Annotated in this window: 21 protein-coding genes and 7 pseudogenes; 13 read left to right on the forward strand and 15 right to left on the reverse strand. The window is 36.4% G+C overall.

All coding sequences use genetic code 11. The features are described from left to right. A pseudogene (locus ACFIKY_RS07715) lies at positions 1–173 on the reverse strand (YqaJ viral recombinase family protein); the annotation flags it as partial. 5 nt (positions 174–178) lie between these two features. On the opposite strand from ACFIKY_RS07715, the gene ACFIKY_RS07720 reads away from it, so the two are divergent. From ACFIKY_RS07720 to ACFIKY_RS07730, 3 genes are all read left to right on the forward strand, one after another. Further along, positions 179–673 (forward strand): hypothetical protein, encoded by a 495-nt coding sequence (locus tag ACFIKY_RS07720; RefSeq protein ID WP_375661624.1) that lies wholly within the window; start codon positions 179–181, stop codon positions 671–673. A gap of 96 nt (positions 674–769) precedes the next feature. Continuing rightward, positions 770–1,027 carry an AbrB/MazE/SpoVT family DNA-binding domain-containing protein gene (locus tag ACFIKY_RS07725; protein WP_375624257.1) on the forward strand — a complete coding sequence of 86 codons (258 nt, stop codon included), beginning with the start codon at positions 770–772 and terminating at the stop codon, positions 1,025–1,027. Then, complete coding sequence (locus tag ACFIKY_RS07730) at positions 1,027–1,359, forward strand: type II toxin-antitoxin system PemK/MazF family toxin (protein ID WP_375636703.1); 333 nt, start codon at positions 1,027–1,029, stop codon at positions 1,357–1,359. Before ACFIKY_RS07725 ends, ACFIKY_RS07730 begins: the two co-directional genes overlap by 1 nt. Before the next feature lie 192 nt (positions 1,360–1,551). Here the strand turns inward: ACFIKY_RS07730 and ACFIKY_RS07735 are convergent, their stop codons facing one another. Next, entirely contained in the window at positions 1,552–1,848 is a 297-nt protein-coding gene (locus tag ACFIKY_RS07735) for a hypothetical protein (protein ID WP_375636702.1), read from the reverse strand. A gap of 32 nt (positions 1,849–1,880) precedes the next feature. Beyond that, on the reverse strand, positions 1,881–2,519 hold the full coding sequence (locus tag ACFIKY_RS07740) for a hypothetical protein (protein ID WP_375636700.1): 639 nt from the start codon (positions 2,517–2,519) through the stop codon (positions 1,881–1,883). A gap of 280 nt (positions 2,520–2,799) precedes the next feature. Here ACFIKY_RS07740 and ACFIKY_RS07745 point away from each other — a divergent pair, with 280 nt between their 5' ends. The 6 genes and pseudogenes from ACFIKY_RS07745 to ACFIKY_RS07770 form a co-directional block, all read left to right on the forward strand. Then, positions 2,800–3,114 carry a hypothetical protein gene (locus tag ACFIKY_RS07745; RefSeq protein ID WP_015856329.1) on the forward strand — a complete coding sequence of 105 codons (315 nt, stop codon included), beginning with the start codon at positions 2,800–2,802 and terminating at the stop codon, positions 3,112–3,114. After that, positions 3,095–3,679 (forward strand): annotated as a pseudogene (locus ACFIKY_RS07750) (phage terminase large subunit); the annotation flags it as partial. The gene ACFIKY_RS07745 and the pseudogene ACFIKY_RS07750, both read left to right, overlap by 20 nt. 451 nt (positions 3,680–4,130) lie before the next feature. Then, positions 4,131–4,412 (forward strand): SDR family NAD(P)-dependent oxidoreductase, encoded by a 282-nt coding sequence (locus tag ACFIKY_RS07755; RefSeq protein WP_375661634.1) that lies wholly within the window; start codon positions 4,131–4,133, stop codon positions 4,410–4,412. Between the two features lie 11 nt (positions 4,413–4,423). Next, on the forward strand, positions 4,424–5,356 hold the full coding sequence (locus tag ACFIKY_RS07760) for a DMT family transporter (RefSeq protein WP_144755783.1): 933 nt from the start codon (positions 4,424–4,426) through the stop codon (positions 5,354–5,356). A gap of 13 nt (positions 5,357–5,369) precedes the next feature. Then, positions 5,370–5,447: pseudogene (locus tag ACFIKY_RS07765) on the forward strand (Killer protein); the annotation flags it as partial. 18 nt (positions 5,448–5,465) lie between these two features. Continuing rightward, positions 5,466–5,570 (forward strand): annotated as a pseudogene (locus tag ACFIKY_RS07770) (transcriptional regulator); the annotation flags it as partial. 1,479 nt (positions 5,571–7,049) lie between these two features. Here the strand turns inward: ACFIKY_RS07770 and ACFIKY_RS07775 are convergent. The 6 genes and pseudogenes from ACFIKY_RS07775 to ACFIKY_RS07800 form a co-directional block, all read right to left on the reverse strand. After that, positions 7,050–7,286, reverse strand: a pseudogene (locus ACFIKY_RS07775) (type ISP restriction/modification enzyme); the annotation flags it as partial. After that, positions 7,220–7,432, reverse strand: coding sequence for a hypothetical protein (locus ACFIKY_RS07780; protein ID WP_375639336.1), 213 nt, complete (start codon positions 7,430–7,432; stop codon positions 7,220–7,222). The pseudogene ACFIKY_RS07775 and the gene ACFIKY_RS07780, both read right to left, overlap by 67 nt. Before the next feature lie 534 nt (positions 7,433–7,966). Beyond that, positions 7,967–9,583: a YfjI family protein gene (locus tag ACFIKY_RS07785; RefSeq protein ID WP_375661625.1), complete on the reverse strand. Its 1,617-nt coding sequence runs from the start codon at positions 9,581–9,583 to the stop codon at positions 7,967–7,969. Continuing rightward, entirely contained in the window at positions 9,580–10,479 is a 900-nt protein-coding gene (locus ACFIKY_RS07790; RefSeq protein WP_375661626.1) for a toprim domain-containing protein, read from the reverse strand. The genes ACFIKY_RS07785 and ACFIKY_RS07790 overlap by 4 nt, the downstream gene beginning before the upstream one ends. Before the next feature lie 97 nt (positions 10,480–10,576). Further along, positions 10,577–10,777, reverse strand: coding sequence for an AlpA family transcriptional regulator (locus tag ACFIKY_RS07795; RefSeq protein ID WP_142417211.1), 201 nt, complete (start codon positions 10,775–10,777; stop codon positions 10,577–10,579). Between the two features lie 209 nt (positions 10,778–10,986). After that, positions 10,987–12,153 (reverse strand): tyrosine-type recombinase/integrase, encoded by a 1,167-nt coding sequence (locus ACFIKY_RS07800; protein WP_375661627.1) that lies wholly within the window; start codon positions 12,151–12,153, stop codon positions 10,987–10,989. Positions 12,154–13,429: 1,276 nt separating this feature from the next. Here ACFIKY_RS07800 and ACFIKY_RS07805 point away from each other — a divergent pair. The 3 genes from ACFIKY_RS07805 (at position 13,430) to ACFIKY_RS07815 (ending at position 16,686) form a co-directional block, all read left to right on the forward strand. Next, positions 13,430–15,214, forward strand: coding sequence for an MFS transporter (locus tag ACFIKY_RS07805; protein WP_375661628.1), 1,785 nt, complete (start codon positions 13,430–13,432; stop codon positions 15,212–15,214). A gap of 82 nt (positions 15,215–15,296) precedes the next feature. Continuing rightward, the gene (locus ACFIKY_RS07810; protein WP_375661629.1) at positions 15,297–15,818 is read left to right on the forward strand and encodes a hypothetical protein; all 522 of its coding nucleotides are present in this window, start codon (positions 15,297–15,299) and stop codon (positions 15,816–15,818) included. After that, entirely contained in the window at positions 15,787–16,686 is a 900-nt protein-coding gene (locus ACFIKY_RS07815; RefSeq protein WP_375661630.1) for a hypothetical protein, read from the forward strand. The genes ACFIKY_RS07810 and ACFIKY_RS07815 overlap by 32 nt, the downstream gene beginning before the upstream one ends. Positions 16,687–17,726: 1,040 nt before the next feature. On the opposite strand, the pseudogene ACFIKY_RS07820 reads toward ACFIKY_RS07815, so the two are convergent. The 6 genes and pseudogenes from ACFIKY_RS07820 to ACFIKY_RS07845 all read right to left on the reverse strand — a co-directional run. Then, positions 17,727–18,649: pseudogene (locus ACFIKY_RS07820) on the reverse strand (DUF3987 domain-containing protein); the annotation flags it as partial. Positions 18,650–18,803: 154 nt separating this feature from the next. After that, positions 18,804–19,076 (reverse strand): type II toxin-antitoxin system RelE/ParE family toxin, encoded by a 273-nt coding sequence (locus ACFIKY_RS07825; RefSeq protein WP_375661631.1) that lies wholly within the window; start codon positions 19,074–19,076, stop codon positions 18,804–18,806. After that, positions 19,073–19,363, reverse strand: coding sequence for a CopG family ribbon-helix-helix protein (locus ACFIKY_RS07830; protein ID WP_208439813.1), 291 nt, complete (start codon positions 19,361–19,363; stop codon positions 19,073–19,075). Before ACFIKY_RS07830 ends, ACFIKY_RS07825 begins: the two co-directional genes overlap by 4 nt. A gap of 111 nt (positions 19,364–19,474) precedes the next feature. Then, a pseudogene (locus ACFIKY_RS07835) lies at positions 19,475–20,177 on the reverse strand (virulence-associated protein E); the annotation flags it as partial. Between the two features lie 100 nt (positions 20,178–20,277). Next, on the reverse strand, positions 20,278–20,478 hold the full coding sequence (locus ACFIKY_RS07840) for an AlpA family transcriptional regulator (protein WP_015856172.1): 201 nt from the start codon (positions 20,476–20,478) through the stop codon (positions 20,278–20,280). Positions 20,479–20,687: 209 nt separating this feature from the next. Continuing rightward, positions 20,688–21,854 (reverse strand): tyrosine-type recombinase/integrase, encoded by a 1,167-nt coding sequence (locus ACFIKY_RS07845; protein ID WP_375661632.1) that lies wholly within the window; start codon positions 21,852–21,854, stop codon positions 20,688–20,690. A gap of 246 nt (positions 21,855–22,100) precedes the next feature. Between ACFIKY_RS07845 and ACFIKY_RS07850 the strand changes: the two genes are divergently transcribed. After that, positions 22,101–23,357 (forward strand): alanine-zipper protein (locus tag ACFIKY_RS07850; protein ID WP_375661633.1); only part of this gene is annotated, 1,257 nt, incomplete at its 3' end.

Consider the following 23,357-nt stretch of genomic DNA (forward strand, 5'->3'; position numbering starts at 1 on the left):
ATTAAACCGTCTTCTCCAATGAGACCATCGGGGCTAGCCCCCGCCATTTCTATTGTGGGGTGTTGGATAAAGCCGCATTTTGTTATATCGGCATCATAAATGAAGCCATATTCTCTCAAGGCATCATCTTCATGTTCGATACCCCAACGCATATCTTCAGTTTCATAATAGGGGATGTATGAACAAGAAAGATGCTTACATTTCACAAGTGAAAGTACGTCAAGATCCTGTTAATCAATTGGTAATTGAAATGCGTGCTAAACGCTTTGGTTTGACGATTGAAGAGGCTAAAAATCCGCTTGCTGGTACTTATGTTGGGCGGCTGTGTTTGCAAGGCGAAATCAATCAAGACCAATATGATGCTGCGCAAAAATATCTTGAAGTGAAAAATGACTATTTGTGTGCAAAAGGTTTACCAAGCGCTGTTTATGATGAAATACCATCATCTTCTGATGACAAAGCAAGAGAAAAATGGGTCGAATTTGCAACAGGACAGTTTTCTAATATGCAAGAGGCGATAAAAGAAACACAACATCTCTATAGACAGTATAATCTTTATGCAGCAATACAATATATTGTTATCGAAGACCAAACATTACCACATCTTGTGAATTCATTGCGGGTCGCTCTTAACGCGCTTCATAAATATTTTGACAGGAAAACTAAATGGTAAATGTTTTATTGTTCTTTTTCCATAAAAGCATGAAAAGCTCTTGAAGAATATGCATTAGAATGTTATATTTTTATATAATATTAAAGGGAGTGTTTTATGCACACAACAAAATTACGTAAAGTTGGAGGGTCTGTTATGCTCTCTATACCGCCCGCATTGCTTGATGTTCTTCATCTTTCTGAAAACACGCAAGTGGGTTTGGCTATTGACAATGGACAATTGGTTGTAAAACCACAGGCATTCCCTAGCTATACTCTTGAAGAATTGTTAGCGCAATGTAATCCTTCAGATGATTTTGCGGATGGTGATATGGAGTGGTTTGATGCCAAACCTGTTGGCAGAGAGCTCTTGTAATGAAGCGGGGCGAAATTTGGTTTGTATCGCTTGACCCAACTTCTGGTTATGAGCAAAAAGGAACGCGTCCTGTACTGGTTGTGTCACCGGAGGCGTTTAATCGTGTCACAAAAACACCAATTGTCTTACCTATTACAAGTGGAGGAAATTTTGCGAGAACCGCAGGGTTTGCTGTTTCATTAGCAGGAACAGGATTACATACCACAGGTGTGATACGTTGTGATCAACCACGAGCTCTCGATATAGCAGCGCGTCAGGGAAGGAAAATGGAAACAGTTCCCCCCATGATTATGAATGAAGTGCTTGCCAAGCTATCAACATTTCTAACATAGTTTTTTTATGCATCTTTAAGAACGATGCTAAAGTAAGCAATGTGACGTGAAACGTTTCTCTGTATAACGCCTTGTAAAAGACTAAGGAAAATAATTCATTCTATTGTACGCAGAAGTGCCTCTTTTTGTTTCTAAAAATAAGAAAGATATGAAGTATCTGTTTTGTTTTATGATTTTTAGTATTTTTATTCTTCACTTATAGCTATTACAATCAACATCTTGAAATTTATCATAACCATAGTAATCTTTATGTTGCTGTTTTAACATTTTACATAGATTGTATCGATTAATATCAAATTTTTCGAGCACTTCGTTTGGAAGATCATATAAATTTCGAGGACCAACATCAAACATATCAACTGCATCAGCTAGGTTATTTGGAATGCGGTTCTCATCTGCATCTGATTTTTGTCCGCAGTTGGTAAGAAAAAGCACACTGATTACTATGATTAATAAGTAACTTATTTTTTTTGCTGATAAATAATTCATTATTTCTTTTATGGCTGGAGTTTAAGTATATATTAAAGATTAAGAGTTTTCTTAATAAGGTGATCCATCTTATCAATTTCATTGCTTAGTGCATCAATCATGTTATTTACTTTTTCAATATTCTGATGAAGTTCAAAAAATTGTGCCTCATAATTCAACACATCAGATGTGTGCTTAGACTTAGATGCTTTTGCCATGGCTTGAAGCACTATGTGCCGCTTTTGAACAAGGCTAAAAATGGATTGTATTGTCTCATGTCTTGCTTTGATTGCTTTATTTCGTGTATGAATTATAGTGTACAATCCATAATTCTTTTGTTGATCCTGTCTTGGACTCATATTGAGTAGTTTTATAGTCAGGGCATCCTGTTCTTGAGCTATTGTTTTCCACTCATTGAGGGTAATTTCTAGAAACTTCTGTGTGTCATTCCATCCCCTTTCCGCATTTTCTTTTGCATCTTTTTCTAGGTTCAGTTTTTCAATTATTTTAGAACAAAATAATTCATTTATACTGGCATAACCATGTGCCGTTAGCAAAAGATATGCCATAAAAAACGCAATCGTTAATATGTTCTTTTTGAATACAAATATTTTTGTAAATGTCTTTTTAATTCTGCATAAATCTGCTTTTTTGAAAAATAACATTAATTTCCCCCACTTTTTGCTAGTCAATAATTTAGTGCTTCCATATAATTGATTCGTTGAGATGATACAATTGTGAGTGGTTGGTTGTTAAAGACACTAGATTTAGGTGAAAAAATAAAAAATACACAATATAGTGATTTTTTTGTTGACAGGATATGAAAAATAGTGTTTTATGACATTGCTGTACTAGTCGAATTGCGTCTAGAATTACGGTAAAGGTATAACCTTTCTTATAAGTTTATATGATTGTTCAGAGCCCTGCTTTTGCGGGGTTTTTTTATTGTCTTGTTTACAAAAAGAAACACACATGAAAACCACTGAAAAACTTGCAAAAAGAACGCCCCCAAAGGCAGGTCAAGGGCGGGTAAAAGGCGTGCCAAATAAAACGACACGTATTTTGAAAGAAGCAGTGCTAAAGGCAGCAGAGCGCGCTGGTAAGAAATATGGTGATGATGGTTTGATCTCTTATCTCGAAAAACAGGCAATCAAATGCCCCGCTGCTTATTTGGCATTGTTGGGGAAGATTTTGCCTCTTCAAGTTACAGGGGAAGATGGGGGAGCCATTAAGATGATAACGCGTGTAGAAATCGCGCCTTTGGTCAATGACAACACGACAGATTAATATTGTTCCAAAGCTTATACCGATTTTTACAGGTAAGGCTTTGGTACGAGCGGCTTGGGGTGGAAGAGGGTCTGGAAAGACAAGATCATTTGCCTTGATGGCTGCTTTAAAAGGCTATCAATTTGGTAGGGAAGGGATATCAGGAACTATACTTTGTGCACGGCAGTTTCAAAACTCGCTAGCAGAAAGTTCATTGGAGGAGATTAAACGCGCCATTGAAGCGCATGACTTTTTAAAGGACTATTACAAGGTTGGGGAGTCGTCGATTAAGTCGATAGATGGTCGTATAGCCTTTCAGTTTTCTGGTCTTGACCGGAATATTGCAAGTATCAAATCTATGGGGCGTATTTTGCTTTGTTGGGTTGATGAGGCGGAGCCGGTGACAGAGACGGCTTGGCAAACGCTTATACCGACTTTGCGAGAAGAAGGAGAGGGATGGCGCGCAGAGTTATGGGTGACATGGAATCCATTGCGAGAGAATGCCCCCGTTGAGAAGCGGTTTCGCTTTTCAGACAATGAGGCAATCAAGCGTGTGGAGATCAACTGGTCAGACAATGTAAGATATAATATCAAAGTAAGATATAATATCAAAAAACACAATAAAGTCAATAGCTTGTATGCAATTATTTTTATGAATCCACTCAAGAATCCATCCTTTTATACGTGATTCATTTGACCATTTTTTATATAAGATTGCCATGTATGAATAGACCATAAAAAGCAAATCATGGTGCAAATATTATAACGCATGGGTGCATTCAAATGAAATGAAAAGCAGTTATCATTCATAACAGTTCATAAATTTTATGATACGTTTTTATCACAGCAGAAATCGCATACGTTTAAAGATCCCATCTTGTTTTAAAGATTGGATTGTTAATCACATGATAAAAACATAAAATTACAGTTCTCAAAATTAGAAGCGTAAAATAGAGAGCTGTCATAACAGCATCATCATAACAGCGAACATTTTAAAGATTGCATAAAAGGATTAAGTAGAATACAATCCTTCTTTAATTTCATATTCTTCTTCTAAATTTGCTGTAGAGGGCTATACTGGTGGGTTGCGCTTATGGGGAATGCCACAAAATATTCGTGTTTGTTCAATCCAAGTTGATAAAGTTAATACGGATTTTCGTCGCAATTTTAAAGGATTCCCAGAGATACCTCCAGAGAATCTTGCCAAAATGCTTCACCCAGATGACATTGCTTCCGCGGTCAACTTTATTCTTTCCTCATCTAATACCGCACAAATTTCTTCTATACGTCTCGATGCTCCACTTTGGTATCAAGTATAAGGATCTATCCAATGAAAATCACGCCCAGAATAGCTCTTGTCTTAACCCTCGTAGGAACCTTTTTTTGGGGTTCCAATTTCCAAGCCACTAAGATAGCTTTAACAACTGTTTCTCCATGGACAGCTTCTTTTGAGCGGTTTCTCATTGCCGTAATCGCCATATTTTTAATTATGATTTTCAAAGAAGGCTTGCGGTGGCATGTTTTATCGCAAAATTTTATTTCTTATATTTTCCTAGGGATTATCGGTGTGGCAGGGTTTAATGGCGCTTTATTTGTTGGCTTGCAAACGTCAAATCCCATAACAGCCTCCCTCATCATGGCGACAACCCCTATTAGTGCTAATATTATTGAAGCTATCATGAATAAATCTTTCCCAACCTGTGAGAGGGTTATAGGGATGCTCATTAGCATGTTCGGGGTCTATTTAGTCATAACAAATGGGAGATTTTTGTCTAACCATGTTTCCTTTGCCAAAGGAGATATTATGATTCTTTTAGGTTCCATTGGTTGGGCGTTCTATACCGTGGGCACGCGGTCATTTGTCAAGAACGCAACCCCGCTTGAAACAACAAGCTGGACGATGCTCTCTGGCACCGTCGCCCTTGGCGTCCTAACCTTTTTATTCGAATCCCCTCTTCAAGAAACGATGTCTATGTCCGGCGCTAGTTTATTCGCACTCCTTTGGATGGGGGTTGCAGGATCAGTTTTAGCCTACCTATTTTGGAATATTGGAATAGCGATCCGAGGCCCGGGTAAGACGGCGATATTTTTCAATTTTGTACCTATTTCAGCCTTATTGGTGCAAATCCTGTTCGGCTTCATCCCTCAAATCATGCAAATCATAGGCGTTTTTGTTACGATTTTTGGAGTTCTAATCGGACAAGGCTATATATTCAGCTTACTAGGATCTAGAAAAGCCGTTCCCAATGCGCATAAAGAGTAATATACTTTTTAAGATGAATGGAAATTGGCGTGTTATTTTTCGCTTTATCGGAACAGATGTGGAGCTTGTTGATTATCAAGATTATCATTGATGAAAGGAATGAAAACAAATGACGCATAACCCCGCCCATTCTAGTGAAGTTCTAAAAGTAGCTTTTTTAGAAGAAATGGGGATAACAATACAAAAATTAGCGTATCGTCTTCATATAACAAAATACGTATTTATTGTCAAATAATATTTTATCTTTTTTTGATATTTTTTTGTATTTTTTAAATACGTTGTGTATTGATAATATCTTATGATTATGAATTGCTTCTTTTATATTTATATGCGTTTAAAGCTATATTATGGGCTTTATGAAACGATTGCGTTATGTTTTGAATCTATACATCTATAATATTTAAAAAGGCTCTCATAATGCGTATTTTTATCTTTATAACCTATCGGTTTTTTTACTAAATGAATTTAAATTTTTTTGTGAATTTTGTTTATAATACATTTAAAATTTAATAGCCTCTTATAGGTGCTCTCTTTATAATCAATGCGTTTATTTACAGTTTAGTTATTTGAAGCTGCTGTTTTTACGCATTTTCTATAGCTGTTATATGCTTTATAGCCATGGCATCATTTTTCATTTTCATAAGAGAAACGATAAGTAGGATAATTGTAATTTATAGACTGTTATGAAAACATCTAAAGAGAGATTGATAATTATAGAGATCAGTAAAATTCCTTTTAATAGGCTTTTGTCAGTGATGTCAGTTTTGTCACTTCTTTTTAGACCCTCTATTATTTTTTTTGAATGGTAAAAAATTAAAATCAATATATTTCAATATGTTAATATCTTTAAAACATAACTTATATCAAGAGTACAATCTTTAAAGATAGCCAATGATGTGAATTGATTAAAACTTGTCAGTTATGTGTCAGTAAATTGAACTGACAAAAGTGATCATTTTAATGAGTCATTAAAACGTGTCTTATGAAAAGCATATGAAATTAAAAACTGATTACGTTATCAAAATCCTTTTTATGAATTTTATCAGTTCTTTTGAATGATAACCTTATGGTTTAGAGAATGATTACAACGTGCTTTATGAAAATCATGTGATCCTTTAAAGCCTTTCAAAAGATGGTTTATAACTCATAAGAAATGCTATCAAGATCATTAGGTTATGAGTTTTGGGGGTGCTTTTTATACGTATTATTTTATTTTTTTAATTAAAAATAAAAATCATTATATTTCAATGCGTTAATGTTTTAAATAAACAACCTATATTAAATACAATCCGTAAATACAATCTATAATATATATAAAAAGGGGTTTTGTAGGGGTTTTGGGGGTTTTAAGAACCTACAAAACCTATAAGTAATATAAGAAAATGAATATACATAACTCTTTTTAAACAAAGCTTTTGAAAAGGATAAAGTTATCATTTTAGATTACGGTATAACCTCTTAAAGGCAATGTAAAAAAATCTAATTCTATTTAAGAGTGGGTTTCTTAAAAGTCTTAAAGCAATCCAAATAAGAGTATCTAAAAGTGCAAGTTTCTTCTTTTTAGAATAACGCATGATAAATTATCCTTTTAAAGATTGTACGTAAGCAATGTATAAAGGGGGTATAGAACCTATAGGTATAAGACCTTTTACCCCTTATAAGGTTAACATACCCATTATGTGGCATACCAAGTCTATTCAGTTTCTCTAATTTCCAATTTTGGTAGTTTTTTTACGATTTTCATGGTTTCTAAACTTACGGTAATAACCCTTTGAAACAACTCTAGAGGGTAGGCAGGGTTGCCAATGGTTTCAACGGCATAACGATTGGCATCATTCACAATGCCACTCTTTTTATCAGTCTTTACACATTGACGCCCCATAACCCATTCAAGAGCGGGTCTACCATTGACAATATACTCATAAGCTTCTGAAGCGGGTCTTGCGTCAAATAGGCAATGACAAACTTTTCAAAAGCAGCTTGCTTTTCTTGCTCTGATATCGCTTGATCACGATAGGCTTGTAAGAGAGAGCGTAAAGAGACATGTTTATTATCAGAATAAAGAGGATGAGACATAAAGAATAGACTCCATGACAATATATTCTACTGATTAATTTTCTTCAAAAGAATCAAAGTGAAGCCAATTAAATCCATTTGGGATAAATAGCGAGTGTCAGATGAGGTGAAATTCTTGCAAAACCAGAAATTTTTTTTCAAAAAGGCTTTTAAAAGGTACTTATCCACAGCCCATGACATGGAATAAGATCAGCAAAGTAGTGAAATTTGCTGTTCGTTTCACGTATTCATCAAGATAAATGTACTACGTGCTTTAAAATATCAGAATGAGTATTTTGATAGGTTTTGTAGGTTCTTAAAACCCCCAAAACCCCTACAAAACCCCTTTAAATATATATTATAGATTGTATTTATGGATTGCATTTAATATAGGTTGTTTCTTTAAAACATTAACATATTGAAATATAATAACTTTTATTTCTAATTAAAAAAATAAAATAATACCTATAAAAAGCACCCCCAAAACTCATAATGGGGAGTGCTTTGAAGAGTTCACTGTTATATTGTTAATGTCTATAAGATTTCCAAATTGCCTCAGTGTGATGTTTTATGGCTTGTCATTAAGGGATTCCATTCATAGCGTATGGTAGGGCGACCGCCTTGTGAGCTCTTGTCTCCAGAGATTTCACGTATATAGTTACAACGGCATAAAAGCTCTAAAGCTTGCTTAACGGCTCCATTATCTTTGAAACATTTCCAATCACGTTTATAAATATCCCTTGTTGTAAAAACATCGGGTAAATGATCACAACGTTCGACAATTAATTTTGCCCCCTCTGTTGCTAAGCTATCCGCCGCCGCATAAAGACGTTTGACATGACTTAACAAATATTTTTCCCAATACAAGGCTCTTTCAAGGGCATCTCTATTGATTTCAAAACGCCCACCCTCAACCAGTTCAAAAATCAACGCAAGGGTTGGTATGGTTTGATTCATTTTCAAAAGATGTGCTTTTAAACTTGATGAGAAATGACCATTCTTTATTCTTTTCTGAAAATCTTCCCACCATTCACGAAACATTTCTTGGGCTTCGGCAGAAAAGCGTATAGTTATCGGATATTTTGGTGATCCTAATGGTTTATCATAAAGAGAACGAAAAACCCCTTGATAACTTTCCCATGCCTTTTGATTAGGAGGTCTATCAACCCATAACTGCTCTTGTCGTTCATCGGGAAAGATCAGCATTTGAAACCGTTGCATAAGACCATCATCGTTTATTCCACGGTGCATGTCTTGAATAATGGGAATAATACGTGCAGGTTGAATACCCCCTATAATAGAGACAGTTGCATTGGGAATAAAAATGGTTCCCCGTCCTATACGGTCATAGGTGTAAGACTTATTGCCATTAAAAGCTGTTAGATAGAAAGAACGGTCTGATTGATATTCCTTTCTTGCCAGATTAGATAAAAAACCAGCTAATTCATCACGAACCAACAAGAGACCACGGGGGTTTTCTTTTAAGAGTTCCCCAAGCTTTTCAACGGTCACATCATTGACGATAAGACGGCGTTTTATAGAACTGTCATCTTCCTCACTTTCTTTGTGTTCAAGAGTTTGTGAAAGAAGAGCAAGGGCTTGTTCTTCGTCTTGATCTTTGAGTGCTTTATAGGCTTGTTTTTTCTTTTCTCGTTTATCTAATTCACTAAGAATCTCTTTTGTTTCTTGCTGTTTTTTCTTCTTTACCCACTCTTGATGCCATTCATCTTGAAATTCATAAAGAGGTTCTAAAGCAGCGTCCATGGTACCTGTTTTCATGGTCGAAGGTTCCCCCACAATGGCACCCCAGAGATTAGGAACAATTTTCCAATTGGTATGTTGTTTTGGGGCAATCCGCACGCCATTGCCAATCACAGCAGCCAAAGCACAGAGAGCAGAGATAGCAATAAAATCCATAGGGGCTTGTTGGCTATCCGCAACGTCATAAACATAGTCCATTAATGGCGTTGGCAACTGTAATAAGCTAAAAGGCTCGACGGGTAAGAGAGCCGTATTAATCGGTTGCAATTCCCCCCAACCATTTTGTTGCAATGCGATTTCATAAGGAATGGCTTCTAAACAAGTCTTATCATTTAAAAAAACATTATCGTTATCATTGCATGAAACATTTTGATTGTTGGTATCGACAATATTGTTTTTATTCTCTCTCATTTATTTATACCTTTCAGTATCAAAACATCATTGAAATCTAGACCGTAGGGGGCTTGCATGATAAAGACCTCAAAGCCTTGTCTATAGGCACGTGCAGCGAGGGTAAAACCTGCTTTACGACCAGCCTCATCGCCATCCATTGCAATTGTCAGACGCCCTTTTGTAGGAGGTAAATTCACATGCATCATGCCATGGGTTGAAAGGGACGCCCATAAATCAACGGGCTCTGATAACAACCCAGACAGCAGAGCCAGACCGGTTTCAATGCCCTCACAAATGACCAGATGTTTTGGATTGGCTTGACTTAATTGCACCCCACCACCCGTGATAGAACCCAACATGGCTTTGGCTGGTTTTTGATCTGTTTTGCAGCCATTGTCTTTTAAAAAGGTTCTATGAATGGCAAAGGAACCAGCCCCCTTAACAAGAGCAATCAACGCGGGCAATGTACCCCCAGAGGGGTGTAGACATTTGTCGTAAAAGCGTAAATCTGTAGGCAAATCACATGTAATACCCCGCATACGTAAATAGGTTTCTGCTAAAGTATTTTTGATTGGTTGGCTTTGTTGCCAAATTGCTTTTGCTCTCTCTGCTTTCTGTTTTGCTCGTTTGAGATCAGCACAAAACTGTTTTGAGAAAGAGAGCGTGTGATCATAGGCTTTATCAAAAAAGGCTTGTTTTCCAAGCAAGCCAATTCTAATGAGCGCTTGTATGATCTCTCTAAAAGAGCAGCCAGCATAACAAGTGAGTAAAAGACGCCCATCATGTCCATTGGCAAGGAATAAGCTAGGCAGCCTATCATCATGAGCAGGGCAACGGGCTGTTCCATAACGCCCATGCCAAACCCCGCGCAAGGCACGTGTAATGCCCTGCGCATTCTTAAAAGAACACATCATTTTAAATCCTATAACGTTGCGTCATAGGACGGATTGTGCTATCTCTAGGGTGATGAGTTTGAGAAAGCCTTGTCCGTCCTTACGTGACAAGGTTTTTTTATGCCGCGTTACTTTGACGTTGCTGTTTTGCTTGCTCGATGACATTCAAGAGATCTGATTGTAACCAACGGGATAAAAAACCAAATTTTAAAGGTTTTGGGAGAGAGCCATTGGTTACATGACGGCGGAAAGTTGAGACACTCATATGAAGCAATTTTGCACTTTCACGGTCTGTTAAAAGAATATCATTTTCTGTCATACTAAAATCCTTTCATTTTCAAAAAATAGAAACAAATCATGCCCATTTATTAACCACATTTTTGTTTATTTTTGAAGGTATTTTATTTATAGAAAACAATATTTTATCATATAATTTGTGATGTAATAATTTATGAGTCTTATTGAGAAAGAATGAGAGAAAAGAGAGAGAAAGTTATCCACAGATAATGGGGTTATTCACCCCATATCTTAAGATTGACCCGTGACATATGCCGCCCATTTATCCATATAAACACGGCGCTGTTCTAGATAGTCAGTACGACGATAGGCACGCTCTACTTGCCCTCCTACTGTATGACTTAGAATGGTTTCAGCGACCTCATAGGGGGCATCGGTTGTTTCAGCAAGCCAATTGCGTAAACTAGAGCGAAATCCATGGGGGCAGGATTCAAGTCCAATTTTTCTCATATATTTTGACATAACCATAGGTGAAATAGGAGCCCGACTAGAAAAAGAAAAGATGAAATTACTTTTAGAGATACAACGGGCTTGTTCTATCACTTTCATTGCCTCTGATGATAAGGGGACGCGAAATTCTGTTGTCGCATCGCGCTTTCCTTTCATATTTTCAGCAGGTATGATCCATATATCTCCATCAATCTGATCTTCACGAATATGACGCAAGGGATTGGTACGAACCCCTGTAAGGATAAGCAAACGCAAAGCCAGTTGTGTGGGGTTTGTTGTTTGGCAAAGCGTTTTATAAAAAGCGGGAACATCTTTCCAATCCATTGCAGGTAAGTTTTTGATTTTATGGCGTTGTTTTCCTAAGAGAGCTTGTGCTTTTGTTACTGCTTGTAAATCAACATCCAAACCCAAAGCAGCCGCATGTTTGAGACAAAGATTAAGACGAATGAGAGCTCTACGCGCTGTAATAGCTTTTGTATGCCAGATAGGGGCAATAGTGTTGCGTATCTCAGTTTGTGTAATCTCAGAAACCGGCAGACAACCTAATTTAGGGAGAATATGAAGGCGTAAAGGTAAAAACCAATCTCCATCTTTACCATCATTCTTGAGTTCAGCTTTACGACTTTCAAAAGCATCTAAGGCAACGTCTTTTAGGTAATGGAGATTACTTATTGCCTCACGCTTTTGTTTCTCACGTTCTTTAATGGGATCACGCCCCTCATGCAAAACAGAACGCCATTGATTTGCTAATTCACGGGCTTTTTTTAAAGAAACATTTCGCAACGCCCCCAAGCCCATTTCACGACGGCGCCCATGAATGGTATAACGATAAATCCATTGAGCACCTCCATCTTTACGCTTATGAAGTAACAAGCCGGCACCATCATTATATTTGCCAGCCCCCAATGTTGCGACAGATCTTGCATTAAGACGGTTCATAAGAGCCATTTTTTACTCCTTTCTTATACAAATTTGATCCCCACACTCATCCCACTTGTTATGTGCAAATGAGTAGTTTTGATTGATTAAAGATAAACAGCTTTGAAATGAGAGAATCCTACGTTATTCGGGGGTCTAATTCAATATGAACAGAGCTAGATTATCATTATAAATCAATATGATTGTATCTTTAATAAGAAATAAAAGTTTGTATTTTGGCGTCGAGTAGAAGCTCTTTTAAAGGTAATTTCACCGCAAGTAGTATTTCACAAAATTACAATTAAAACAGAAAAATAATTGAAAAATTTTTCTTCTTAGAAGCTGATTTACGCAACAACTATTCTTTATTTCAGCCCCAAAAAAACTTTTTAAAATTACTTGATAAAGCAGAGCATTGCATATTTCTTATTGCGATTGAAGTGAAATAGCCATTGAAATCAGGAATAATACTTTTTGAATGAACTTACTAATTAAAATGGAAATTAGCTGAGCACAAGAGTTTTTCGATTTATACCGGTATAGGCCAATTTGTTTTCCAAACTGAATATTGCATAATACAGTTAAATTGACTTTACAATTATAAAGTTGTAAAATTTTAGACTTTTTACAAAATACTAATTGTCTTGAATATAAATAAGGTACATAATAACAATATGAGGAGGATATTATGATATACGGGGGGCGAATAAATTTGATCGCGTGTGGAAAAACATTGAAACAGTTAAGAATCTTCAACCTCTGCAAAGTATAGGAATAAGAGCGACAGTTACCAAAGAGATTCTAGAAAATATTATTAATTTTATCGATTTTTGTATAAGCAAAGATGTCGATTATATTGGATTCAGCCCGCTCGATACGTCGTCATTTAGTTTTTCTAGAAAAAATAATACAAAGGATCGATCTAAGGCTTTAAGAAACAAAACTCTTCCGCCAAACGCTTCACTTTTTCATTTGAGAGATGAATTATCAAGGAAAGAATCCCCCCTCCAGATTTATATAGATAAAAAGTTCCAAGAAAGGAAAATCTCATGGACGTCACAAAATTTTGTAAATTGTATTAATTATTACTTAGGCGAGAATTCTACGTACGTTTCGTCGCCGTTAATGTGTTTATTTCCATTTTCATCCTTGGTATTGGACTATAATGGAGATTTAAAAAATTGCTTTTATTCAGAAGCTTTTGGGAATCTACAAAATTATGAGGCAATAGATTGGTCTGCTCACAGCGTTTTAAAATCTTTGAAAGAATCTGGCGCATGTAGCGGATGTCGTGGGAAGGTGTTTTGTGGATAAGGTTAAGCAATTTAAGATTTATAGTGTTAGCAAGTCTACTGCTCTAGTGGTTGCTGTTTTACCACTTTTTTTGTCGGAAAAATTGCATTTGTCGCAAGCGGATATTGTTTTAATCGGTAGTTATTTTTTATTGCTTCCTTTGATCTTAGAAGTCCCCTTGGGTTTATTATCAGATGTTTATGGAAGTAAGCGCGTTATTTATACTGGGCTGTTTTTCTTTCTTTGCGGTTTTTTAGCTCTTTTTATGAATTATGCATATTTTGCTTACGCCACTTATTTGTTATGTATTACATTAGCAGCCGCTTGTTTCTCAGGTGCGGAAGATAGTTTACTCTTTTCTGTAGTACCAAAGCATCGCACACTGTTTTCCGTTAAGTCCGAAGTGGCTGCTGTTACCTATAGTGTGACAACGGTACTTATTTTTTTAGGGGGAATACTTTATTATGTGCATCCTGCATTGCCTGTGATTTTTCAAGTCCTTTCATTAATTTTTGCTATTTTTATGTTTTCAAAACTGACGAAGGGATTAGATAGTTTTCATATCAACGCTCATCCGAATATTTTCACAGTTATGTGCGCCAGCCGTAAAGAAGTCAAAAATCCTTATCGCTTCACTCTTATTTTTTTAAGTGCAGTTTCAGCTTTTGCTATTTTGGTTAATAATCGAACTGTTTCTATCACATTTTCTGATTTTTTGCCATTTCAACCTGCTATTTTGGTTTCGATTATTTTTATCATTGGGAATTTTTTTTCAGCAAGTTCCAATATATTGTTTCAGAAGTATTTTTCAAAGTTTCAAAATCCTATTTTTCCCGTCTTAATGATTGGTTGTATGGTAACCATTGCTTTTTTTCTCATGTCATTTCAAATCATTGCGGCTCTTATATTAGGATTTTTACTGCTATGTGTTTTTAAATCTGCTTATCGATCTTATCTGTCGTCTCTTCTTATAAATTCACTGATTGATCCCAAAGCTATCGCGACTGTTTTATCATTTACAGCCATTATTACAGCTGTTGTATCCTTTGCATTCAGTTTTTTATACGGTCATGTTTTTTCAACATTCTGGCAAGCTAATTTGTGGTTGTCAGTGATTATGGCTGTGATTTTTGGGGTGTCTGCTTTAATTATTTTTGTCAGAAAAAAAGAAATCATTTGGTTACAGCCTGAAAATGCACAATCGTCAAAACAACATTTCTTGAAACGCCAGCATCAAGAGTTTTGTTATGGGCAAATTTATCCGGAAGCATCGTGCATTAATGAAAACATCAAGGATGGCTCTTTTCGACAAAGTCTCTATCCTGCACCAAATTTGATAACACTTTGCGATGAAGTAGTCGAATGGGAGTTTATCCGGGGTACTGTATTGAGCCAAATGGATTTGCTACATCAAAAGGCGATTATTGATCAAATCAATAAGATCTTTCAAGATCGATTAAGCAAGAATATAATCTTATCACATGGAGATTTACATCCTGATAATATCATTGTTACTCCTGATAGTTCTTTTATGGTAGTGGATTGGGATTTATGTCAAGAAGCCAGTCCGGAATTGGATATCTTAACATTTTTCACCAGTCCAAGATTATCTCTCAATTTAGAAGAACGGATAGACTATATTTCTCATTTGCTGTCTATATCAAAGGATGAAGCTTTACCAATGATAAAAGCGTTTGTGGCTAAAAAAATTTCTGATCTTTCTCTATACCAAAATATTTTCATGAAACAATTAGTATTGGATTATATGAACTTGAATAAGAAATTTCATGAGCGATAATATTGTAATTTGTAATAAAAATTGCAGTGCGGGCTGCAATCATTGTCCGTATTCGATGGAATGTATGGTGAGAGATGACGCGTTGCCTGAATCTTTATATACAATAAATGACATAAAATCTGATTTTATTATTCTTTCTGGTGGAGAGCCTTTTGAGCTCGATTATGATTTACTTCATAAATATACTTGTATGTGTCTCATTTGTAAAAAATATTTTCGGATTGCAACAGGGGGGCATATCTATATTCAACCATATTTGAAGCTATTAAAGAGTAATCCGTTCTTTTTAGGGATACAAATAGGCACAGATGTTATTTCAGAGATAAGAAATCTAGACAGTAAAAAATATAAACAAAAGTGGGTGCGTAACATAGAATGTATGAAAAAATATAGCGTACCATATAGTGTGACGATTACTTTATCGGAGAGATTCGATTTGGCAGAAGTGTTAGCTCTAATATGTATCGCTACTCCCGAGTTCATTTTAGTTAATTTTGAAAATAGAAAAAAGTACGAGAATACATTTCAGTTAAATATGATACGGGATTTTTTTTCTGGCTGTGAGATAAAATATGGATATACGCATCAGAGTTTACACCAATAAATATAAATTATCGGATTCTTTTCACAGTTCTTCTGGTATGTTAGTTGAAAAAACAGAACTGATAATTTTATTTACTGTTCGGGATAAAGTTATTTCGCCCTTTGCTATGGAGTTGCCATTGTCACCTAGTCACGGAGAAATGCCGGACGATTTTATAAAATCTGTAAATGAAAGATCAATAAATAAAAGTAAACACTTTTCAAATTCTTTAAGCTATTTCTTTGGGTTGGAAGATTTTTTTAAAAAAGTTGAAATGGCTAAAATTATTAATTCTGGATTAATAAAATCTATTAAAACGATAGGAATAGGTGAAATTATTGATGATGAGATACGTAATTACGATTTGATAAAATTGAAATCATCGAATCAGTATTTGGATGATACAATTGCAATTGTTAATGAAAACAAAAATGTAAAATTTATTATTGATTTCAATGCAAGTATTAATTTTGAGCAGTGGAATTATTTTATTGATAGGATAGATAAGAATAATTTGTTTGGAATAGAACAGCCTATGAAATTTCCTTCAAAAATTCCAGATTTGGGTTTCTTAAATATCGCTGATGAGACATTCGTGAAATGTGGTTATGAAAAAATTCACGAATATGGCTATAATGCTTTTGTCTATAAGCCATTTGCAAGTAATATTAAAGAATTATATAAGTGTTTTGAGAATAAAAATAACTACGTTGGTATGGTTGGAAGTAATGTTTCTGGCCCTTTAGATTGTAGTTTTTGTAACATCATAAATCATTATATGCCTACCAAATTAGCAGGAAATCGTGCAAGTAATTTTGAAGCGCATCCGTTAAATAATAAAACTGAGGATTTAATGAAAATTCGAGAAAAAAAGATATATCATCTCTGATGAATTGTGTATTTATCTTGATAAATTTTGCCGAAAGGTATCGGATTTGTATTTTGATATGAATAAATTAAAAGAAATTGCTACAAATATATAGTATTTCGCACTCTGAAGCAGCTATGTTTCGTGAATAGATATAGGACATACCGATGGAAGAATGATATGGTGCTTGTCTCATGTATCGGAATCTCATACACTAAAAGTGTCAAAGATGGTGACAAAATTGGCTTTGATTTTTTTGATATTAGCAGTAATTTAAGCCGCAACTTGCCTTTTTTATTCAAGATTTTTGATGAGAAAGAATTATAGGTATTTCAGCTTGATGTAACTCAAAATAAGCGAACGGTATTTTTAAGCTTGATGTTTATTATAAAGCTGAGCTCAACCCCAATCAGAACAGTATAGCAGGTGGCCTTATTATCTTACTTAAAGGGGGCTAGCTAAGAAGCATACGCTTGTTATTATATCGAATGTTCTCAATTTGCATTCGATTAAATTTACAAATCAAGATGGCTTTTATTCTAATATCATCAATACCGGGCTTTATAGATTAAACATTCAAGTCCAATAGTTTGCAGAACAAATGAGCCATGCATCCAAAATGCCAATTACGAGTAATATAAATCCAGATGATATTGTAGCTGATATTCACGTAATACCATCAATACTCCCAAATGACTTCTATTATCGTAAGTTTTTCTTTTCTCTTGAGATAATCACCAATGTCATAAAAATATATTTACCATGCTGTTGCACGTTTGGATTTTTTACAAAAATAGAAATTTCCATAGAGTAGCTCGAGATCCTAAACAAAAATATTAAAATATAATGTTTTTTATTTTTTATTATTTAAAAAATAACATAAACATTGGAATAACTCTCCAAAAGCAACAAAACTCTTTGTAAGAAGAACTCTGATCATTTTCTTTGAAAAAAGAGCAATGAAGAGAATATCACTAAAAAGAGCTTTGAGCGATTGGCTTGAAAAACTCTCAAAAGAGATTTCTCTATTGTGTGGTCCTATGATTTTTCACCAAGGTGGGCTATTCATAGCGTTTTGTAGGCCGACTGCCTTTTGGGTTTTTTGTCTTCATAAATTTCACGAAGATAGTTGCAACAGCATAAAAGCTCTAAAGTTTGTTGAATAATTCCTTTATCCTTTAAAAGCTTCCAATCACGCTTATAAACATCTCGTGCAGCTAAAACCATCTGGTAAATGATCACAAGGCTCTACAATGAGTTTTGCATGACTTAACAAATAGGGTGATCAACACAATGTCATAGGGAGTGAAGGCAAGCCTATTTCAAAACGCCCTCCTTCAACAAGTTCAAAAATCAATGCAAGGATTGGTATGGTTTTATTCATTTTCAAAAGATGCGCTTGTAAACTTAATGAGAAATGACCTCCTTTGATTGTTCTTTGAAAATTTTTCCACCATTCACGAAACATCTCTTGGGCATCAGTAGAAAAGCGTATGGTAATAGGGTGTTTTGGTGATCCTAAAGGTTTATCATAAAGAGAACAAAAAATTCTTTGATAACTTTCCCATGCCTTTTGATTGGGAGGTCTATCAACCCATAACCGCTCTTTTCATTCATCGAGCCACACCAGCATTTGAAATTGTTGCAATAAGCCGTCATTATTTGTTCCATGGTGCATTGTTTGAATAATGGGAATAATCCGTGAAGGTTGAATGCCTCCAATCATGGATAAAGTGACATAAGGGATAAAAATGGTTCCACGCTCGATACGGTCATAGGTAAATTGATCATCTCCATTAAAAGCTGTTAAATAAAAGGCACGGTCTGTTTGATATTCTTTTCGTTCCAGATTGGCTAAAAAACCAGATAATTCATCACGAACCATTAAGAGACCACGGAGGTTTTCTTTTAAGAGTTCTCTAAGCTTTTCGACCATGACATCATTGATAATAAAACGTCGTTTACCAAGAGTATCATCATTATTTTTACGAGTAGAAACTAAGCGGTGTGCAAAGTGCATTATGCAATCATATTCGCAATATTAGAAAAATAGTAATCTATCATTACTTACTGATACGGAGCGCAGTATTGTAGAAAATAATTTGCTTCAATTAGCAAATAAATAAAAATACAGTTGATTAAGGAAATTTTTGCTTTGTATGAAGCACACGTAAAATACGCACAACGCTATTTGAAATATCATAAATCATGATATAATTTGAATGTACAATAAGTTCACGTGTATTTACAATTCGTCCTAAACGACCAAGAGTAGGAAATTTAACAAGTTTTTCTACTTTTTCAGATAAAAGTTGATCAAACTTTAAAGCAGCAGAAGGATTATCTTGTGATATGTATTCACGGATCTTTTTGCGGTCAACGTGTGCTACTTGTGTCCAAATTAGCTTCATAAAGTTGATCTATCGAGTTTACTTTGTGTTTTTAGGCGCCATTCCTTTGCTTCTGCTTCGATTTCTTCAGAAGATATTATATCACCTGCATTAGCAGAATTTATCCCTAATTGAACTTGTTCCCGAAACCATAAATCGTATGCACTTTTTTCTTTTTGTTCTTTTACGATATCGCGCATATAATCGCGCAATAATTGTGCAGCAGATCTATCACACGCCTTTGCTGCTTTGGAAAATTCATTTTTTAATACATCATCGACGCGAAAGGTAAATGTTGTCTCAGCCATTTTACGACCACTTAATGTGTTACAAAGTAGTTCTAATGTAATGTATTTTTACTATTTCTTCAATAGCTACTGTTAAAATAGATATTTTATATCTATTTTGCATTTTCATAGGGTTGAAAGGGACGCCCATAAATCAACGGGCTCTGTTAATAACCCAGACAGCAGAACTAGACCGGTTTCAATGCCCTCACAAATGACCAGATGTTTTGGATTGGCTTGACTTAAATGCACTGCGCCACCCGTTACAGATCCCAACATGGCTTTTGCTGGTTTTTGGTCTGTTTTGCAGCCATTGGCTTGTAAAAAGGTCCTATGAATAGCAAAGGAGCCAGCACCCTTAACAAGAGCCACCAACGCGGGTAGTGTCATTCCTAATGGGGTGCGGACAGTTGTCGTGAAAGCGTAAATCAGCAGGCAAATCACATGTAATACCCCGCATGCGTAAATAGGTTTCTGCTAAAGTATTTTTGATTGGTTGGCATTGTTGCCAAATTTCTTTTGCTCTCTCTGCTTTCTGTTTTGCTCGTTTGAGATCAGCAGAAATCTGTTTTGAGAAAGAGAGCGTCTGATCATAAGCTTTATCAAAAAAGGCTTGTTTTCCAAGCAAGCCAATTCTAATGAGCGCTTGTATGATCTCTCTAAAAGAACAACCGGCATAACAGTAGAGTAAGAGACGCCCATCATGTCCATTGGCAAGGGATAAGCTAGGCAGCCTATCATCATGAGCAGGGCAACGAGCACTTCCATAACGCCCATGCCAAACCCTCAGCACAGCACGTGTAATGCCCTGCGCATGCGTAAAAGAACACATCATTTAAAATCCTATAACGTTGCGTCATAGGACAGATTGTGCTATCTCCAGGTTGATGAGCTTGAGAAAGCCTTGTCCATCCTTATGTGACAAGGTTTTCTTTTTATGCCGCGTCGTTATAACGTTGCTGTTTTGCTTGCTCGATGACATTCAAAAGATCTGATTGTAACCAACGCGATAAAAAACCAAATTTTAAAGGTTTTGGCAAAGAGCCATTGGTAACATGACGGCGGAATGTTGAGACACTCATATGAAGCAATTTTGCACTTTCACGGTCTGTCAAAAGAATATCATTTTCTGTCATACTAAAATCCTTTCATTTTCAAAAAATAGAAACAAATCATGCCCATTTATTAACCACATTTTTGTTTATTTTTGAAGGTATTTTATTTATAGAAAACAATATTTTATCATATAATTTGTGATGTAATAATTTATGAGTCTTATTGAGAAAGAATGAGAGAAAAGAGAGAGAAAGTTATCCACAGATAATGGGGTTATTCACCCCATATCTTAAGATTGACCCGTGACATATGCCGCCCATTTATCCATATAAACACGGCGCTGTTCTAGATAGTCAGTACGACGATAGGCACGCTCTACTTGCCCTCCTACTGTATGACTTAGAATGGTTTCAGCGACCTCATAGGGGGCATCGGTTGTTTCAGCAAGCCAATCGCGTAAACTAGAGCGAAATCCATGGGTGCAGGCTTCAAGACCAGTGCGTTGCATATATTGTGACATACAGCGTTCAGCAAGGGGACCGCGACCGGTTGCAGAAAAAAGAACCCCATTGCGAGATAAAAGGCGTGCTTGTTTAATCACTTTTAGTGCTTCTGATGATAAAGGAACGCGAAATTCTTCTGTAGCATCGCGTCGTCCTTTCATACTTTCAGCAGGGATAGTCCATATATCCCCATCAATCTGATCTTCACGCATATAACGCAAAGGGCGTGTACGAACACCTGTCAAAATAAGTAAACGCAAAGCCAGTTGTGTCATGGTTGTTGTTTTGCAGAGTGACTGATAAAAGGAAGGCACATCTTTCCAATCCATTGCAGGTAAATTTTGTGCTTTATGACGTTGCTTCCCTAACAGAGCGCGTGCTTTTATTGTTGCTTGTAAATCAACATCCAATCCTAATGCAGCCGCATGTTTAAGACAAAGATTAAGACGATTTATTGCTTTCTCTGCTGTTGCTGCTTTTGTATGCCAAATAGGGGCAAGTGTATTGCGTATCTCTGTTTGTGTAATCTCAGAAACGGGGATACAGCCTAATTTAGGGAGAATATAAAGACGTAAAGGTGAAAACCAATCACAAGCCTTACCATCATCTTTTAATTCAGCTTTACGACTTTCAAAAGCATCTAAAGCAATGTCTTTTAGATAATGGAGGTCACTTATTGCCTCACGCTTTTGTTTTTCACGTTCTTTAATGGGATCGCGACCATCATGTAAAACAGAACGCCATTGGTTTGCCAATTCACGGGCTTTTTTTAAAGAGACGTTTCTCAACGCTCCTAATCCCATTTCGCGACGGCGACCATGAATGGTATAACGATAAAGCCATTGAGCACCACCATCTTTACGCTTATGGAGAAGCAAGCCGGCACCATCATTATATTTGCCAGCCCCCAATGTTGCGACAGCCCTTGCATTAAGACGATTCATAAGAGGCATTTTTACTCCTTTCTTTCCTCATTTTTACCCACACACCAGCTCCGCTTTTGACGTGCAAGTGAGTGGTTTTGATTGATGCAATATAAACAGATTTGAAATGAGAGAATCTTACGTTATTCGAGACTCTCATTCAACATACAAAACAGTGAATTATGATTATAAATCAATGTCTTGTATGGGCATTAAGAGAAGAGTTTGAAGATTTGAAAGAGTGTTCATTTTAGGTTTAATGAAGGAATAAAGCATATGAAAATACCCGATCATAGTCATGAGTATCTGATACCAATAGCAACAAAAGAGGAAATCAGAGAAGGAACTTCGCAAGATAGCGTTGTTGTTCCGAAGATTTTAGGGACGGCATCTTTGTATTCGTATGAAACCTTTGCGCCGTTAGAACAGGTTGTTAATGCAAGGCAAGAGTCGGAAAAAGCCATGGCGCGTGCGAATGGTGCGCAACAGGTTGCAGAAGAATCGAAGAGGGTGTCGGAGCAAGCGCTTACAGAGGTGACGAAAACGGGTGACGCGGTTACAGCAGTAACAACAACTGCTAATCTTGCAAAAGATACAGCGGATATAGCTAAGGGATTAGCAGAAGAAGCCAAGAATGCTTGTGCTGAAGTCAAGGAATCTGTTGCAACTGTTAAGATAGTTGCCGAATTGGCGCAAACAGGAGTGGAACAAGCCTCGCAAACAGCTTCAGAAGCGAAGGGTTTGGCGGAAGCGGCGAAAAGTGCAGCAGAGAGTGTAACAGAGAAAGTAGATCAAGCACTAAGAGAGGCTAGCGATGCAAAATCTAAAGCAGAAGGCTTAGAAACAATAGCCAATGAAGCAAAATCCACGAGTGATCAGGCAAGCCAAACCGCCTCTAGTTCTAAAAGTTTAGCAGAAGAAGCCAAGGAAGTAGCCGAGACTGCGAAGACAACAGCGGAAGAAGCGAAGAATGTTGCGGAGCAAGCAAAAGAAGAAGCTGATACGATGAAGCAAGAGCTTGGAGAGGTCAAGAGTTCATTAGACACGGTGACCGCAACGACAAATTCTGCGAATACAGCCGCCTCTGAGGCAAAAGTGTTAGCGGAAGAAGCGAAGAGTGCATTGACAGAAGTTCAAGAGAAGGCACAGAGGAACAGTGACAGTCTTTCTGAACTTCAAGGTAAGGTAGGTTCTCTTTCCACTAGTTTTTTAGAAGATGTGCGTTTTGATCAGCCTCACAGAATTCTGGAAGCCGATCCGGAAAATAGAAAAGGTCTTGTGATCAATAAAGGGGCATGTTTTCGCTTTTATCATGGTGGTGAGAATGGGGGTAGGTACCTCTTTTACCGCATTCCAGGGCGTGGAAGGATGACTTTTGACGAAGATCTTGAAGCAGGAAAGGATTATTATATATATCTCATCTTAAAAGATCAGACGAATGAGCTATCCTTTGACCTTTCGCAAAATCCGACGGCTCCTGATGGCTATACAAAGGATAATTCTGAAAAGATTGGCGGATTTCATACGCTATGT

It is taken from the genome of Bartonella sp. CR127HXZ, assembly GCF_042194555.1.
In the GTDB taxonomy this organism is placed as follows: Bacteria; Pseudomonadota; Alphaproteobacteria; order Rhizobiales; family Rhizobiaceae; genus Bartonella; species Bartonella grahamii.

Bases quoted from the DNA above. Each gene is read 5' to 3' on its own strand.
- ACFIKY_RS07720 (WP_375661624.1), top strand. From the start codon at position 179: ATGAACAAGAAAGATGCTTACATTTCACAAGTGAAAGTACGTCAAGAT.
- ACFIKY_RS07725 (WP_375624257.1), top strand. From the start codon at position 770: ATGCACACAACAAAATTACGTAAAGTTGGAGGGTCTGTTATGCTCTCT.
- ACFIKY_RS07730 (WP_375636703.1), top strand. From the start codon at position 1,027: ATGAAGCGGGGCGAAATTTGGTTTGTATCGCTTGACCCAACTTCTGGT.
- ACFIKY_RS07735 (WP_375636702.1), bottom strand. From the start codon at position 1,848: ATGAATTATTTATCAGCAAAAAAAATAAGTTACTTATTAATCATAGTA.
- ACFIKY_RS07745 (WP_015856329.1), top strand. From the start codon at position 2,800: ATGAAAACCACTGAAAAACTTGCAAAAAGAACGCCCCCAAAGGCAGGT.
- ACFIKY_RS07760 (WP_144755783.1), top strand. From the start codon at position 4,424: ATGAAAATCACGCCCAGAATAGCTCTTGTCTTAACCCTCGTAGGAACC.
- ACFIKY_RS07780 (WP_375639336.1), bottom strand. From the start codon at position 7,432: ATGTCTCATCCTCTTTATTCTGATAATAAACATGTCTCTTTACGCTCT.
- ACFIKY_RS07785 (WP_375661625.1), bottom strand. From the start codon at position 9,583: ATGAGAGAGAATAAAAACAATATTGTCGATACCAACAATCAAAATGTT.
- ACFIKY_RS07790 (WP_375661626.1), bottom strand. From the start codon at position 10,479: ATGATGTGTTCTTTTAAGAATGCGCAGGGCATTACACGTGCCTTGCGC.
- ACFIKY_RS07795 (WP_142417211.1), bottom strand. From the start codon at position 10,777: ATGACAGAAAATGATATTCTTTTAACAGACCGTGAAAGTGCAAAATTG.
- ACFIKY_RS07800 (WP_375661627.1), bottom strand. From the start codon at position 12,153: ATGGCTCTTATGAACCGTCTTAATGCAAGATCTGTCGCAACATTGGGG.
- ACFIKY_RS07815 (WP_375661630.1), top strand. From the start codon at position 15,787: ATGGATATACGCATCAGAGTTTACACCAATAAATATAAATTATCGGAT.
- ACFIKY_RS07825 (WP_375661631.1), bottom strand. From the start codon at position 19,076: ATGAAGCTAATTTGGACACAAGTAGCACACGTTGACCGCAAAAAGATC.
- ACFIKY_RS07830 (WP_208439813.1), bottom strand. From the start codon at position 19,363: ATGGCTGAGACAACATTTACCTTTCGCGTCGATGATGTATTAAAAAAT.
- ACFIKY_RS07840 (WP_015856172.1), bottom strand. From the start codon at position 20,478: ATGACAGAAAATGATATTCTTTTGACAGACCGTGAAAGTGCAAAATTG.
- ACFIKY_RS07845 (WP_375661632.1), bottom strand. From the start codon at position 21,854: ATGCCTCTTATGAATCGTCTTAATGCAAGGGCTGTCGCAACATTGGGG.